A 14461-nucleotide genomic window follows, 5' to 3' on the forward strand; every position below is an offset into this window, starting at 1 on the left:
GCAGGCGCGTTTCGCCGCCGCCGACGGGCGCCTCTGCGGCGCTGCCCACAGGAACCCCCGACCCGTGACACGACCCCTTACACTGAGTCCCATGCCTTCAGACACCATCTGGGGCGCCCCCGATACCCGCCGGGCCAAGAGCTCGGATGATGCGGAGTATCGAAGTAGCGGTTCCACCGCCGGGCGCCCGACCCGCTCCCTGTCCTGTCCTGAATCAGCCGTGAACGGCATGCAGGCGGTGAGGTGCAGGTGAGCCCCCTCCTCGCAGCCGTCGTCCTTCTGGTCGTCCTGTTGTTGCTGGTGCTCGCCAATGCGCTGTTCGTGGCAGTCGAGTTCTCCTATCTGACGATCAATCGCAATGAGATCCGCGCCCGGATCGAGGCGGGAGACCGCAAGGCCGCCGCCCTGGACAGGGCCCTGAGCCGCACCGCCACGAATCTCTCCGGCGCGCAGCTGGGCATCACGGTCTCGAGCCTCATCGCCGGCTTCCTCACGGCCCCGTCGGTGGGTGTGCTGCTGGGCGCGCTGTTCGGCATCACGGGCCTGCCCGAGCACGTCGTCGTCTTCGCCGGCACCACAGGCGCGTTCATCGTCGTCACGTTCGTGCAGATGGTCTTCGGCGAGCTGGTGCCCAAGAACTGGGCCATCGCCGAGCCCTCGAAGGTCGCGGACCTCGTGGTCCGCCCGCAGAACGTCTTCATGTTCGTCTTCGGCTGGCTGGTGAGCCTGCTCAACGCCTCGGCCAATCAGATCCTGCGCTGGCTGGGCTTCGACCCCCGCGAGGAGGTCGCCAACGCCCGCAGCTCCCAGGAGCTCGCCGCCGTCGTCTCCCGCTCCGGGGAGGAGGGCACACTCGATGCCGCCACGGCGGAGCTCGTGGCCCGCTCGATCGAGTTCGGCGATCGCACGGCCGCGGATGTGATGACGCCGCGCCCGCGCGTGAACTTCGTCGAGGATGAGACCGTGGCCGAGCTGCTCGAGCTCGCCGCCTCCACAGGCCACTCCCGATTCCCGGTGATCGGCGAGTCCGTGGACGACATCGTAGGCGTCGTGCACTTCAAGCACGCGCTGGCGGTGCCCTACGAACAGCGCCGCACGATCGCCGCTCGGGAGATCGCCCACCCTGTGGAGGCCGTGTCCGACTCCATGACGCTGGATCCGCTGATGCGCGAGCTGCGTCAGCCCGGTCTGCAGATGGCGATCGTGGTCGACGAGTACGGCGGCACCGCCGGGATCGTGACGCTCGAGGACCTGATCGAGGAGATCGTCGGCGAGATCGACGACGAGCAGGACACCACCCTGGCCAAGTACCGCAGGCGCCGCGACGGCTCGATCGTCGTCGCCGGCCTGCTGCGCCCGGATGAACTCGGCGACATCGTCAAGCTCGAGGTCCCCGAGGGCGACGAGTCCGACACGATCGGCGGGCTGATCACCGAGATGCTGGATCGCATGCCGGAGGTCGGCGACCAGGTCCAGCTCGAGTGCACCGACCGCGAGCACAAGGACGAGGACGACCTCCCCATCCCGGCTCGGCTCTCGCTCAAGGTGGCCAAGATGGATCAGTACCGCGTCGAGCGCGTGGTCGTGGTCCGGCTGCCGCAGGAGCCCGAGGACGACGACGACCCCGATGAGGAGCCCGTCCGCTACGAGACGGTCGAGGAGGACGGCATGGCCGAGAATCAGGACGCCGCCCTCGACACCGAGCTCAAGGACGGAGGTGCGAGCTGATGGAGGGCTTCGGTGCGATTCTCATCCTGATCCTTCTGCTGCTCGGCAACGCCTACTTCGTGGGCGCCGAGTTCGCCATGGTCTCGGCCCGCCGCGACCAGCTCGAGCCCCGTGCTGCGGACGGCTCCCGCGGTGCCCGCATGGCCCTCAAGGGCATCGAGGACGTCTCCACGTCCCTGGCCGCGACCCAGCTGGGCATCACGGCCTGCTCGCTGCTCATCGGCTCGGTGGGAGAGCCGGCCATCGCGGCCATGATCGAGCCCGTCTTCGAGGCTGTCGGCATCCCCGAGTTCATGATCCATCCGATCGCCCTGGTGATCGCGCTGATCATCGTCACCTTCCTGCACATGGTGGTCGGCGAGATGGTGCCCAAGAACATCGCGATCGCGCAGCCCGCGGCCTCGGCGCTGCTGCTGGGACCCGTGCTGCGGGTCTTCGTGATCGTGCTGCGCCCGTTCATCTGGCTGATGAACACGACCGCCAACCTGGTGGTGCGCCACGTGCTGCGCGCCGTGCCCAAGGATGAGGTGGCCTCCACCTTCACCTCGGTCGAAGTCGCCGGCTTCGTGGAGGAGTCGGGTCGCGAGGGCCTGCTCGATGCCGATGAGATCGGCCTGCTGACCGGAGCGCTCGAGTTCGAGCGGCTGACCGCCTCGGACGTGGCGATCCCGTTCGAGCAGATCCGGACCGTGTCCGTGGACGCCACCCCGGCGCAGATCGAGCAGCTGTGCGTGGAGACGGGCTTCTCCCGCTTCCCCGTGGTCGGCGGCGACGGCAGCCTGGAGGGCTACATCCACACCAAGGACATCCTGGCGGTGCCGGCTCAGGCGCGCGACGAGGTCTTCCCGGCCTCGATCGTGCACTCTCTGGGACGGGTCCCCGAGGATGCCAAGCTGCAGGCCGTCATGCGCCGCATGCAGGCCACGCAGGCGCACCTGGCGCTCGTGGAGTCCAGCGGGGACGGCGCTGCGGGGGGCCAGCGCGCGATCGTGGCGCTGGAGGACGTCCTGGAGGAGCTCGTGGGCGAGGTCCGCGATGCCACCTCGCCGGAGGGCGTCTGAGCGATCGCGCCACCCGAGCGGGACTCGGGCTGGAGGCACGGCCGGGAGCTGTCAGCTCCCGGCCGTGCGCATGCCCACGTGGGTCATGGCGTCCAGGGCGCTGAAGCCGCACTCGGCGCTGGGGGCGCCGTCGAGCAGGACCACCAGCTCCAGGTCGGTGTCCTCCACCGTGGCGTAGCCCACCGTGCCCGCGCTCCAGAGGCCGGACTCATCGGCGATCCAGCCGTTCTTCACATGCACGTCGGACGCGGCCGGATCCTCCAGGGGCAGGGCCAGCGAGCCGACGCCGAAGGCCTGGGAAGCATCCGGGGACTGCTGCCCGGGCGCGGGCACGGCCATGTACTCGGTGACTGTGCTGACATCGTCGGGATCCAGCTCCTCGGGCGGATCCTGAAGGGCCGCGAGCAGCCGGAGCTGGTCATCGACCGACGTGGGGTTCAGCCCCGGGAACTCGGTCTCGGCCCCGTTGTCCGCGCCGAGGATCTCGTACATCTCCTGCAGGGCTGACTGCCGCTCGTCCGGGGTCGCACCGAGGCCTGCGTAGAGCAGGGAGGCCGCGTCGTTGTCGCTGGAGACCAGGGCGGTCTGGATCAGGGCGAGATCCTGGTCGGTGGGCTCCTGGCCGGCTTCGCGCAGCGTGGTGAGGTAGGTCAGGGAGACCGGGACCTTCGACAGGCTCGCAGAAGGGTGGGCAGGGACCTCTCCCACGATCGTGGACTCGCCGCCGTCTGCCCGGAGCCCCACACCGACCGTCAGGCCCAGATCGGTCTCGGCGCCGTCCACGGCACCCTGGAGGCTGTCGCTGACCGAGGCCTCGGGGGAGGGGTCGAGCCATGCGAGCTCGGGGGCCTGCTGGCCGTCCGCGGCCTCGCCGGCCAGGCAGGTGCCGGTCAGATCGGTGCGCAGCTGCTCCGAGCGCTCGGTCGGCTCCCCGGCCTGGGCGGGATCCTCGGTCGTCTCGCGGTCGGACTTGTCATCGGCGCCGCATCCGGCCAGGAGCCCCGCGAGCAGCGGGGCGGCGAGTGCGAGGGTCAGGTGCCGATGGGCCATGCGGGGGCCTTTCGTGGAGTCGCGTCGTACGCGTGCGGGAGGCGTCTGTGGTCGAGGGCGGTGCACATGCAGTCTGTCAGCAAGTCCTCGGCAGCTGGGTCGATTGCATCGCATCCGGGCCGGAGGTTACGCCACCCGCTCCGGTGGGGCGCGGTCCATAGGATGGCCGGGTGAGCTACTCGTTCCGCCCTCCGATCCACCGCCCGGGAGACATCCGACAGCCATGGTTCAATCGCGCCGGGCTGGTGCTGGGCCTGGGGGCCTCCTGGGTGTCACTGTCGCCGTCGCTCGTGCCCCGGACCTGGTGGATGACCGCGGCCTCGGTGGCCACGAACCAGCTGGGCGGCTACGCCCTGGGCGTGGGCCTGCACAACCTCGGTCTGCGGCTGGGCGAGCGCCCCACCCCGGGCATCCGGCGTGCGGCCGCAGACTTCCGCAGCCGCACGGATCCCGCCCGGCGCCGAGGGCGGCTGCACCCCCTGACGGCGGCGATGATCGGCGGGGCGTCGGCGGTCACCGCGGCGGCTCTGGCTCGCTCGGCGGGGGCGCAGCGGCGGACCTCCGAGCTCGTCGAGACCAGCGACAGCGGCCCGCGAGCCCACGTCATCGGCTACGCCGTGGGCACATCGTGGTGGCTCGGAGGCGTGGCCTTCGGCTGGGTCATGCACTGGATCCGCTCCACGGTGGCCGGCGGGGTGCGCTTCCTCTCGCACGATCTCGTGGGCCCGGGTGCGGCCTCGGTCGCCGGTCTCGGCGCGGTGGCGCTGACCAACCGGCTGCTGATCGCGCAGATCGCCCGGCGGATGCTCCGACGCGCCACGATCGCCAATCGTCGCTGGGCCGACGGCCGCCGTCGTCCCTCGGAGCCCGAGCGCTCGGGCGGGCCGGGCTCGAGCGAGTCCTATGACGTCCTGGGAACCCACGGGCAGGCCTTCGTGGCCGACGGGCCGCGGGCGGCGGATCTCGAGCGCCTGCGGCTCAGCCCGCAGACCGCTTCCGGGCAGCACCGTGAGCCGATCCGGGTCTTCGCCGGCAAGATCGCCCACGACAGCCTCGAGGACGCCGCCGAGGCCGTGGTGGCCGAGCTGCACCGCACCGGCGGGTTCGAGCGCAGCGTGCTCCTGCTGCTCACCGGGACGGGGACGGGGTGGATCCAGGACTGGACTCCGGCGACCGTCGAGTACCTCACCGGCGGCGACTGTGCGAGCGCCACCCTGCAGTACTCGTTCGCTCCATCGGGGCTCGCCTTCGTCGTGGATCGGCAGGGGGCCCGACGCGCCGGCCGTGTCCTGTTCGAGCGCGTGCGCCGGGAGCTCGAGCGCCTGCCCGCTGAACGGAGGCCCCGGCTGTTCGCGGCGGGGGAGTCGCTCGGGGCCTACGGCGGGCACGGTGCCTTCGCCAGCGTCCACGAGATGCTCTCCTCGCTCGACGGCGCCGTCTGGTCCGGCACGCCGCGGGCCACTCGGCTGTGGTCGCGGATCGTGGCGGATCGCGACGAGGGCAGCACTGAGATCCTGCCGGTGTACCGCGGCGGGGTGCACGTGCGCTTCGCGAATCGGCCGCAGGACCTGGACCTGGATCCCTCCGGGGCTCCGCACGGGCCGTGGCGGCACCCGCGGATCGCGTACCTGCAGCACGCCTCGGATCCCGTGGTGTGGTGGTCTCCCGCGCTGATCTGGCGTCGCTTCGACTGGCTCGACGAGCTGCGCCGCCATCCCGCCCCGGACGTCATCGCCACCCTGCGCTGGCTGCCCTGGGTCACGTTCTGGCAGATCACCACCGATATGCCGCGCTCGATCGAGATCCCCGGAGGCCACGGGCACAGCTACCACGGCGAGCAGGTCCGGGCGTGGGCCCGGGTGCTGGGCGTGGAGCTCAGCGCCGATCAGGAGCAGACCCTCATCGCCCGGATCTCCTCGCGCGTGCGGCCCCACTGAGGCCCGGTCTCAGGGCAGCAGGTCGGTGTACTTCCGGATGGCCGGGGGCATGCGCAGAGCACGCTGATCGGCCGCGCCCACGATCTTGAGCATGGGCCCGGCCGGCACGTGATCGCGCCAGTGGCGCTCGATCGCCTCGGTGTAGAAGTCCACCAGGGCCTCGGTCGAGGCGCGCCAGGAGTGCTTGAGCGCCTCCTCGCGGGCGGCCTGTCCCATGCGGGCGCGGCGCTGCGGGTCCTCGATCAGGCCTCGCAGGGCCTCGGTGAGCTGGTCGGCCTCCCCGGGCTCCACGAGGTGCCCGGTCACGCCCTCGTCGATCACGAAGGGGATGCCGCCGGCGCGCGCACCGACCACGGGGACGCCGGAGGCGAAGGCCTCCAGGGCCACCAGCCCGAGGGTCTCGGAGCGCGACGGGAAGGCGAAGACATCCGCGGAGGCGTAGGCCTGGGCGAGCTCGAGACCGGACATGTACCCGGTGAACACGGTGTTCGTCCCGGCGAACTGCTCCTGCAGCGCCTCCTTGTGCGGCCCTGAGCCCACGATCGCCAGTCGCGCCTGGGGCAGGCGGCGGATGGGCTCGAGCAGCTCGTCGAGGTTCTTCTCCTTGGACACGCGCCCCACGTAGACGATCAGCGGGGCCTCGGGGTGCCCGTCGCTGAGCCGTTCGCGCATGGCGCGGTCGGCGTTGTCGGGGGTGTAGGCGACGGTGTCGACGCCCTTGGGCCACAGGTCGACGTCCTGGATGCCGACCGTGCGGGCTCGGTCCACCATGGGCCCGGACGTGCACAGGTTCACCTCGGCCTGGTTGTGCAGCCACCGGATCCACGATTCCGACGGGTGGCGCAGCAGGTTCAGGCCCAGGGCCTCCGTGTAGTGCGGGACGTCCGTGTGGAACGACGCCAGCAGCGGCAGGTTGCGCCGGCGCGCCGAGAGCACGCCGTAGGCCGACAGCCACACCGGGTTCACGGCGTGGACGATGTCCGGATCGAACTCGGCCATCCGACTCGCGATGCGCCCGGTGGGCAGCCCCACCCTGATCTCGGGGTACCAGGGCTTGAACGACAGCGAGCGGACGCTGTGCACCCGGTGCCCGGCGTACTGCGTGGGCGGGTGCCCCGGAGCGAAGACCTCGACCTGGTGGCCGAGCTGCTCCAGCTGCTCCATGGTCCGCATGATGCGGGTGACGACACCGTCGATCTTGGGCAGGAAGACCTCGGTGAACAGCGCGATGCGCAAGCCGCTCAGCTGCCCTGGGAGTCGTGGGCCACGGAGGCCGGGACGCCGGCCTGGGTGCGCCGGTTCCACAGCGAGCGAGCCGGGATCTTGGACAGGTCCGCGCGGTGGGCGTATCGCTTGGCGGTCTCCTCGACCTCGTGGAGCAGGCCCTCCGAGAGGGTGGTGGGCTGCAAGCCGAGCTCCAGGAAGGTGTCGTTGGTGACGTGCAGCTCGTTCTCGGCCGATTCCTGGCGCGGGTTGGGCACCATCTCCACGGCGGCCCCGGAGATCCGGGCGATCAGCTCGGCCAGGTCGCGGACGCGGTGCGTCTCGGTCATCTGGTTGAGGATCTTGACGCGCTCGCCGGCGGCCGGGGAGTTCTCGAGGGCCAGCTCGACGCAGCGGACCATGTCCTGGACATGGATGAACGCGCGGGTCTGCCCGCCGGTGCCGTGAACCGTCAGCGGGTAGCCGACCGCCGCCTGCATGAGGAAGCGGTTGAGCACCGTGCCGTAGTCGCCGTCGTAGTCGAAGCGGTTGATCAGCCGCTCGTCGCGCTGGGTCTCGGCGGTCGTGGTGCCCCAGATGATGCCCTGGTGCAGGTCCGTGATCCGCAGCTGGTCGTTCTTGGCGTAGAACGCGAAGAGCAGCTGATCCAGCGACTTGGTCATGTGGTAGATCGAGCCCGGGTTGGTCGGGTACAGGATCTGGTGCTGGATGGGTCCCTGCTCGTCGTGCGGGATCTCGACGTCGAGGTAGCCCTCGGGGATCTTCATGCCGGCGGTGCCGTAGCCGTAGACGCCCATGGTGCCCAGGTGGACCACGTGGACGTCGCGCCCGGATTCGACGATCGCCGCCAGCAGGTTGTGCGTGGCCGAGACGTTGTTGTCCACGGTGTAGCGCTTGGTGCGCGAGCTCTTCATGGAGTACGGCGCGGCCCGCTGCTCCGCGAAGTGCACGACGGCATCCGGCTGGTCCTCGCTGATCAGCCCCAGGAGGCCCTCGTAGTCCTCGGCGACATCCAGGTGGCGATGCTGGATGACCTTGCCGGAGACCTCGGTCCAGGCGCGCAGGCGCTCGACCAGCGGGCGGATCGGGGTCAGGGACTGCGCGCCGAGCTCGTCGTCGATCCGCCGCCGGGACATGTTGTCCACGATGATGACGTCGTGGCCGCGCTCCGAGAGGTGCAGGGCGGCAGGCCAGCCGCAGAATCCGTCGCCGCCGAGGATCGCAATCTTCACGTCATCTCCGTTTCCGTGCGCCTGTCGGCGCGGGAGATCGGAGGATCACGATGCCGCGCCGCGAGGGCTGGTGCTGTAGAAGGTTGTCGTCCACCCTGCAACCCCGGCGTGAACCGCCGGTGAACGCGCGGCATCCGTGCGCTGGTGCGCCCGAGCCGCCCACAGGAAGGGACCTCCTGATTGTGTCATCTGGCCCGGACGTGTGCGGCGCGGGGCGGTTCAGGCCAGGAGGCTGCTGTCCTGGACGCCCAGGGTCTTCTCCGCACGCACAGCAGGTGCCGGGTCGGTGCCCAGCAGCTGCTGGCGCAGTGCGTCTGCGGGCAGGGACTCGCCGGGGACGACGTACACCGAGGACAGGTCCTGGACATCGCACGGGGTCAGGCCCCTGGCCGTGGGCTCCCAGCCCTCCGGGATGGGATGGCGCTGCTGCGTTCCGCACTTCTGGCAGAAGTACTCGACGCGTCCGCCGGAGCGGATCGCGGAGCTGAGCACTCGACCCATGATCCGGCGCAGGCCCGGGATGCGGCTGCGCCTGCGGGTGGAGGGAAGGAAGACCCGGAACTTGAGGTAGAGGTCGGTGGTGCACTCATCGCACATGGGGGAGCGAGGCGTCTTGCGGTGCTGGGGGGATCCCAGTCGGCCCAGCCTGGTGGTCATGACTGTCACTGCTGCTCCTGCGCTGATCGTCGGAATTGCGGGGGAAGGGTCTCCGACGTCATCGTGGTGCGACCCGACTCCAGATTAGGCGATCCGCTGTGCCGCGTACAGGCCCGCCAGGGGAAGCGGAGCTGATTCTCAGCCCTGGCACAGCACGGATCCAGGCGGATGCATGCCCGATCCGCCATATCTAAATGACTCTTGGGTAACCGTAACAGCGGAGGTCTTCCGGCAGAAGGCCTCCGGGGGATCCGAAGCCCCTGCCCTGCGGAAGAAGACGCGCTGACGTCACAATCGCGCGGCTGCGCGCCCGAGCCCTCCCTCGAGCCCCTGTGAGGCCGCCGCCGTGTGACGATCGGAAGCGTGACGGAGCTGAGCACCTCCCGCGGCCGACCCGCTGCGCAGACGATCCCTGCTGGGCGCGATCCCGCGCTGGATGCGGCGCGCGCCGCCTGCCTGATCGCCGTGGTCGTGCTCCACATCCTGCTGGTCACGCTCACGACGGATCCGGGCACCGGCGAGCTGCGCAGCGTCATGGCACCCATGGAGGCGCCCTGGTATGCGCCGGTGTCGTGGTGGGTGCAGGTCATGCCGCTGTTCTTCGTCGTGGGCGGGTGCGCCTCGGCGATCTCGTGGTCGCGCCGGACGGCCGAGGGTGTCTCAGGGGCGGCGTGGGTGCGTGCCCGCCTGCTGCGACTGGTCGTGCCCGCGACCGCGGTGTGGATCGCCCTGGGGCTGTTCGGGGCGCTCGCCGCGCTGGCGGGCATGCCTGCCGACTGGGTCTCGATGGCTCTGCAGGGGCTCGGGATGCACCTGTGGTTCGTCGGCGCCTACACCGCCTGTGTGGTCGGCGTCCCGCTGCTGCACGGCCTGCACGAGCGCCGGCCCGCGCTCACGCTGGCGGTGCTGGTGGCGCTGTGCGCGGCGATCGAGGCCCTGCGCATCGCAGTGGGGAATCCCTGGTGGGGCCTGCTCGGCTTCGCTCCGGTCTGGCTGGCGATCCAGCAGATCGGCTTCTTCCGCCACGACGGCTCCTTCGCCCGCGCCTGCGCAGGCAGGCTGCTGGCGATCATGGCCCTCTGCGTCTTGGTGCTCATCGTCCTGACGGCACTGCCCTGGTGGGGCGAGGACGCGCTGTCGACCCTGAACCCGCCCACGCTGTGCATGATCGCCCTGGGCTCGGCGCAGGCCTGTCTCCTGCAGCTGTGCACCCCGGCCCTCGACCGGCTCATGCGACGGCGTCCCGTGCAGGCCGTGGCCTGGGTCATCGGGTCCCGGGCCACGACCCTGTACCTGTGGCACCTGCCGGTGATCGTCGCCGTGTTGGCGGTGTGGTGGCTGCTCGGCGGCCCGGACCCGGTGCCCGGCTCAGCGCAGTGGTGGCTGTGGCGCCTGCCGATCGGGCTGCTGTGCTGGGCGCTGCTCCTGCTGGTCGTGCGCCCGCTGGGCGTCGTGGAGACGGCGGCGGGGCGGATCGTCGCCCGTGAGCCCGGCCCCCAGTGTCGCCCGGGCGGCGCGCACGCGGCGGCCCTGGGCGGATGCTCCGGAGTCCGGGTGCTCGCGGCGGCCGTCCTCGTCGTCGGTGCGGCCGTGCTGGAGGTCCGCTTCCTGCTCAGCCTCCCGCTGGCTCTCGGCGGCGCGGCGGCCATGGCGGCAGCGGTCCTGCTGCTGGTCCCGCCTGCCCGGACGGACTGACGGCCGCCTCGGTGTGGTGCTAGTCTTCTTCTCAGCTTCACGAGACACAGCCGCCAAGCTCCGACTCGACTGTGCACCAACCCCATGTTCAAGGGTGGTTCGGATGACGAAGCGGCCTGCACCTGACGCAGCGCACGAACAAGCTCCGGCGGGACGTGCAGGTCAAGAGCACCCCGTCACGGAAGACACCTCTCATGACGTCCTCGCCCTGCGACGAGCTCAAGAGCTCGACCTCGCTGGCCACACGCCAGATCCATGCCGGCCGGGCCGGAGCCGATCCGTGCGCCCCCGTCGCCCCTGTCCAGGCCACGCTGCCCGTTCCGATCTATCAGTCCTCGGCCTTCGAGTTCCCGGACCACGCGGCTGCCGCCGCCATGTTCGCCCAGACCACCCCGGGCTTCACCTACTCCCGCACGGGCAACCCCACGGTCGCCGTCCTGGAGCAGAAGGTCGCCGATCTCGAGGGCGGAGTGGGGGCCGTGGCCATGGGCTCGGGGCAGTCCGCCGTCGCCGCGGCCCTGCTCGCGCTGATCAGCACGGGCCCCGGCAAGCACCTGGTGGTCTCGGAGAAGATCTACGGCGGCACCGTCGACCTGCTCGGTGACACGCTGGCCGATCTCGGCGCGACCGTCACCTACGTCGATCCCGCTGACCCCTCGGCCTGGTCGGAGGCGATCACGGAGGACACTCGGGGCTTCTTCCTCGAGTCCATCGGCAACCCGCTGGCCACGCTGGCGGATCTGGACGCGATCTCCCGCCTCGCCCATGAGCGGGGGATCCCGGTGATCGTCGACTCGACCCTGGCCACGCCGATCCTGTACCGGCCCTTCGAGCACGGGGCGGACATCGTCGTGCACTCGGCCACCAAGTTCTTCGGCGGGCACGGGACGTCGCTGGCCGGCGTCGTGATCGACTCCGGTCGGTTCGACTGGGAGGCCGAGGCCGCTCGCTGGCCGCAGTTCACCGAGCCGCGAGCGCGCTGGGGCGGGATCAGCCTGTGCGAGAAGCTGCGCGGCGGCTCACCGTTCCTGCATCTGTGCCGGGCCAAGTTCGTGCACGACCTGGGTCTGACGCTCTCGCCGTTCAACGCCTCCCAGATCATCCAGGGCCTCGAGACGCTGGACCTGCGCATGCGCCGCCACTCGGACAGCGCCGCTCGCATCGCCGAGTTCCTGAGCACGCATCCGGCGGTGCGCTCCGTGCACCACCCCCTGATCGAGGGCTCCGCCGATCGGGAGATCGCCGAGCGCGACTTCCCGCTGGGCGTGGGCGCCGTGTTCGGGTTCGAGCTCGCGTGCTCGGAGGACGCAGTGGCCGAGTTCGTCGACTCGCTGCGTCTGTTCAAGCTGGTCGCCAACATCGGCGATGTCCGCTCGCTGATCGCCCATCCGGCGGCCATGACCCACTGCCGCCTCTCGGAGGAGCAGCGCAGGGCCGGGGGGATCAGCTGGCAGACCCTGCGGCTGTCCGTGGGGCTCGAGGCGGTCGATGACCTGATCGCGGATCTGCAGTCCTCGCTCGACGAGCTGCAGCGGGCCGAGGCCGCCCGCGGAGGGCAGGCGCCGTCGTCGGATGTCGCCGCGGACTTCTCGCCCGGTCCCGGCCAGGACCGCTGCGCCGACGAGCCGAGCGGCGCGCGCCGCGACCAGCGCCAGGAGGTGCAGGCATGAGCGGGTTCACCACGCGCGCCGTCCACGCCGGCCAGGAGCCGGACCGGCTGACCGGTGCGGTCATCCCGCCGGTCTACCAGACCTCCACCTTCGTCCAGGACGGCATCAACGTCCTGCGCGACGGCCACGAGTACTCCCGCGGCTCCAATCCCACCCGCAATGCCTTCGAGGAGCAGCTGTGCGCGCTCGAGGGCGGGCAGCAGGCCTTCGCGTTCGCCTCCGGGATCGCGGCGGAGGATGCGCTGCTGCGCTCGGTGCTGCGCCCCGGGGACCACGTGGTGCTGGGCGCCGACGGCTACGGAGGCACCAACCGGCTGATCACCCGGGTGCTGGCGCCCTGGCAGATCCGGCACACCCCCGTGGACGTGACCTCGCTCGAGGCGGTCCGTGCGGCCGTGCAGGACGGCACGCGGGTGATCTGGGTCGAGACCCCCACCAATCCGCTGCTGGGCATCGCCGATCTGGCCGGCCTGGCGCAGATCGCCCGGGATGCCGGAGCCCTGCTCATCGTCGACAGCACCTTCGCCTCGCCGTTCCTGCAGCGCCCGCTCGAGTTCGGCGCCGACGTCGTCGTGCACTCGACCACCAAGTACATCGGCGGGCACTCGGACGTCCTGGGCGGGGCGGTCGTCGTCTCGGACCGGGCCTGGGAGGTCCAGGCGGTCGGAGGGTTCTCTCCGGGCGGCACGCTGGCCGAGCTCGTGGGCTTCCAGCAGTTCGCCGGAGGGGCGGTGGCCGGGCCCCAGGACTGCTTCCTGGCGGCGCGCGGGCTCAAGACGCTGTCGCTGCGCATGCAGCGCCATCAGGAGACCGCCGGGAGGATCGCCGAGTGGCTCACTGGGCGCCCGGAGGTCGCCCAGGTGCTCTATCCCGGCCTGCCGGATCACCCCGGCCACGAACTGGCCTCGCGGCAGATGAACGGCTTCGGCGGCATGGTCTCCTTCCGGCTCCGCGGCGGCGAGGCCGCGGCCCGTCGCTTCGCGGAGTCCACGCAGATGTACAAGCTCTCCGTCTCCCTCGGCGGCGTCGAGTCGCTGATCTGCTGGCCCTCCGAGATGACGCACGGCTCCGTGGCCGGCACACCGCAGGCGGTGCCCGTGGATCTGGTCCGGCTCTCCGTCGGCATCGAGGATCTCGACGACCATCTGGAGGATCTGGAGCGAGCCTTCGGGGCCTGATGGCTGCACCTTCGCGCGGCGGCCGTCGTTGCGCCGAGCCCGTCCGTCGTCGTCCCGGCGCCGGCGGTCGAGCTCGGCCTAGACTCGGGGTACCGACTGCCCCGTCCGCTCGGCAGCGGCATCCGTCGAGCGGACGGGTTCCATCCCAGTGCCATCCGAAGGAGCTGACGTGAGCTCGCAGGACCCCCGTCACACCCCCTCAGATCCGTCTCGTCGTGATTCGACCGAGAAAGACGGCGCCGCCGGCACCGCGGCCGACCAGCCGTCGTCGTCCTCGATGGGGCAGGCCCACGCCGCCCCGGCATTCGGCAACGGCGCTCCGGCCGGCGACCAGGGTCCCCGGCCCGGAGGCGGTCAAGGCCCCTATGGTCAGCCGCCCCACGCCGGTGCGGGGCATGGCACGCAGGGGCACCAGGCCTACGGCGGCCAGCAGCAGGCAGCGGGTCCGTCGTACGGCCAGCCCTACGGCGGTCATCAGCAGATGCCCGGACAGGGCCGGCCCTACGCTCAGCAGCCGGGCATCGGTGATCAGAGCACCGGCGGCCAGCAGCACGGCCACGGATACCAGTACACGGCTCAGGGCAATTACGGGCAGGCCACCTTCCAGCCGGGAGGGCAGCCGCTGAGCCCCTCAGATGCTCGAACCTGGGCTCTGATCTCGCATCTGGCGGGCCCGGCGCTGAGCCTGCTGTCGGCAGGGCTCATCGGCTTCTTCGCCCCGCTGGTCCTCTGGCTCATTTTCAAGGATCGGGATCCGCTCGTGCGCAATGCCTCCGCCGGGGCCTTCAACTTCAACGTGATCATGCTGGCGCTCAGCCTGGCTCTGCTCGTGCTGGGCTTCCTGACCCTGGGGCTCGGCTGGTTCCTGCTCATCATCCCGCCCATCCTCTCGGTGGTCTTCGGCATCCTCGGAGCCATCGAGGCCAGCAAGGGCCAGGCTTACAAGTACCCCATGCAGATCCCGATCCTCAGCTGAGGCCGGGTGGCCGCCTCGCGCGGTCCGGGAGCTGCCACGACGACGGCCGGGGG

11 protein-coding genes and 1 riboswitch are annotated in these 14461 nt (G+C 70.9%); of the genes, 7 read left to right on the top strand and 4 right to left on the bottom strand.

All coding sequences use genetic code 11. The annotated features are described in order from the left end of the window. Nucleotides 1–249: 249 nt before the first annotated feature. Together M3E84_RS10900 and M3E84_RS10905 are read left to right on the top strand one after the other, a co-directional pair. The gene (locus M3E84_RS10900) at nt 250–1728 is read left to right on the top strand and encodes a hemolysin family protein (protein WP_259896202.1); all 1479 of its coding nucleotides are present in this window, start codon (nt 250–252) and stop codon (nt 1726–1728) included. Next, nucleotides 1728–2789: a hemolysin family protein gene (locus M3E84_RS10905; RefSeq protein ID WP_259896204.1), complete on the top strand. Its 1062-nt coding sequence runs from the start codon at nt 1728–1730 to the stop codon at nt 2787–2789. Before M3E84_RS10900 ends, M3E84_RS10905 begins: the two co-directional genes overlap by 1 nt. 51 nt (nt 2790–2840) lie before the next feature. Here the strand turns inward: M3E84_RS10905 and M3E84_RS10910 are convergent, their stop codons facing one another. Continuing rightward, nucleotides 2841–3839, bottom strand: coding sequence for a hypothetical protein (locus M3E84_RS10910; protein ID WP_259896205.1), 999 nt, complete (start codon nt 3837–3839; stop codon nt 2841–2843). Between the two features lie 170 nt (nt 3840–4009). On the opposite strand from M3E84_RS10910, the gene M3E84_RS10915 reads away from it, so the two are divergent. Then, nucleotides 4010–5776 carry an alpha/beta hydrolase gene (locus M3E84_RS10915; protein ID WP_259896207.1) on the top strand — a complete coding sequence of 589 codons (1767 nt, stop codon included), beginning with the start codon at nt 4010–4012 and terminating at the stop codon, nt 5774–5776. A 9-nt stretch (nt 5777–5785) separates the two neighbouring features. Here the strand turns inward: M3E84_RS10915 and M3E84_RS10920 are convergent, their stop codons facing one another. The 3 genes from M3E84_RS10920 to M3E84_RS10930 all read right to left on the bottom strand — a co-directional run bounded on the left by M3E84_RS10920 (nt 5786) and on the right by M3E84_RS10930 (nt 8889). Next, on the bottom strand, nt 5786–7012 hold the full coding sequence (locus M3E84_RS10920; protein WP_259896208.1) for a glycosyltransferase family 1 protein: 1227 nt from the start codon (nt 7010–7012) through the stop codon (nt 5786–5788). A 5-nt stretch (nt 7013–7017) separates the two neighbouring features. Further along, nucleotides 7018–8232, bottom strand: a complete 1215-nt coding sequence (locus M3E84_RS10925; protein WP_259896209.1) for an NAD-dependent epimerase/dehydratase family protein — start codon at nt 8230–8232, stop codon at nt 7018–7020. 219 nt (nt 8233–8451) lie between these two features. Continuing rightward, on the bottom strand, nt 8452–8889 hold the full coding sequence (locus M3E84_RS10930; protein WP_259896211.1) for a hypothetical protein: 438 nt from the start codon (nt 8887–8889) through the stop codon (nt 8452–8454). Between the two features lie 363 nt (nt 8890–9252). On the opposite strand from M3E84_RS10930, the gene M3E84_RS10935 reads away from it, so the two are divergent. The 4 genes from M3E84_RS10935 to M3E84_RS10950 all read left to right on the top strand — a co-directional run bounded on the left by M3E84_RS10935 (nt 9253) and on the right by M3E84_RS10950 (nt 14408). Beyond that, complete coding sequence (locus M3E84_RS10935; RefSeq protein WP_259896212.1) at nt 9253–10584, top strand: acyltransferase; 1332 nt, start codon at nt 9253–9255, stop codon at nt 10582–10584. A gap of 35 nt (nt 10585–10619) precedes the next feature. After that, a riboswitch (SAM riboswitch) is annotated at nt 10620–10729 on the top strand. Between the two features lie 49 nt (nt 10730–10778). After that, nucleotides 10779–12254: an O-acetylhomoserine aminocarboxypropyltransferase/cysteine synthase family protein gene (locus tag M3E84_RS10940; protein ID WP_259896214.1), complete on the top strand. Its 1476-nt coding sequence runs from the start codon at nt 10779–10781 to the stop codon at nt 12252–12254. Next, complete coding sequence (locus M3E84_RS10945) at nt 12251–13432, top strand: cystathionine gamma-synthase (RefSeq protein ID WP_259896216.1); 1182 nt, start codon at nt 12251–12253, stop codon at nt 13430–13432. Before M3E84_RS10940 ends, M3E84_RS10945 begins: the two co-directional genes overlap by 4 nt. A 169-nt stretch (nt 13433–13601) precedes the next feature. Then, nucleotides 13602–14408 carry a DUF4870 domain-containing protein gene (locus M3E84_RS10950; protein ID WP_259896218.1) on the top strand — a complete coding sequence of 269 codons (807 nt, stop codon included), beginning with the start codon at nt 13602–13604 and terminating at the stop codon, nt 14406–14408. Nucleotides 14409–14461 lie beyond the last annotated feature (53 nt).

Origin of the sequence: Kocuria sp. p3-SID1428 (assembly GCF_025149945.1) — a bacterium.
In the GTDB taxonomy this organism is placed as follows: domain Bacteria; phylum Actinomycetota; class Actinomycetes; order Actinomycetales; family Micrococcaceae; genus Kocuria.

Bases quoted from the DNA above. Each gene is read 5' to 3' on its own strand.
- M3E84_RS10930 (WP_259896211.1), bottom strand. From the start codon at position 8,889: ATGACCACCAGGCTGGGCCGACTGGGATCCCCCCAGCACCGCAAGACG.
- M3E84_RS10940 (WP_259896214.1), top strand. From the start codon at position 10,779: ATGACGTCCTCGCCCTGCGACGAGCTCAAGAGCTCGACCTCGCTGGCC.
- M3E84_RS10910 (WP_259896205.1), bottom strand. From the start codon at position 3,839: ATGGCCCATCGGCACCTGACCCTCGCACTCGCCGCCCCGCTGCTCGCG.
- M3E84_RS10905 (WP_259896204.1), top strand. From the start codon at position 1,728: ATGGAGGGCTTCGGTGCGATTCTCATCCTGATCCTTCTGCTGCTCGGC.
- M3E84_RS10945 (WP_259896216.1), top strand. From the start codon at position 12,251: ATGAGCGGGTTCACCACGCGCGCCGTCCACGCCGGCCAGGAGCCGGAC.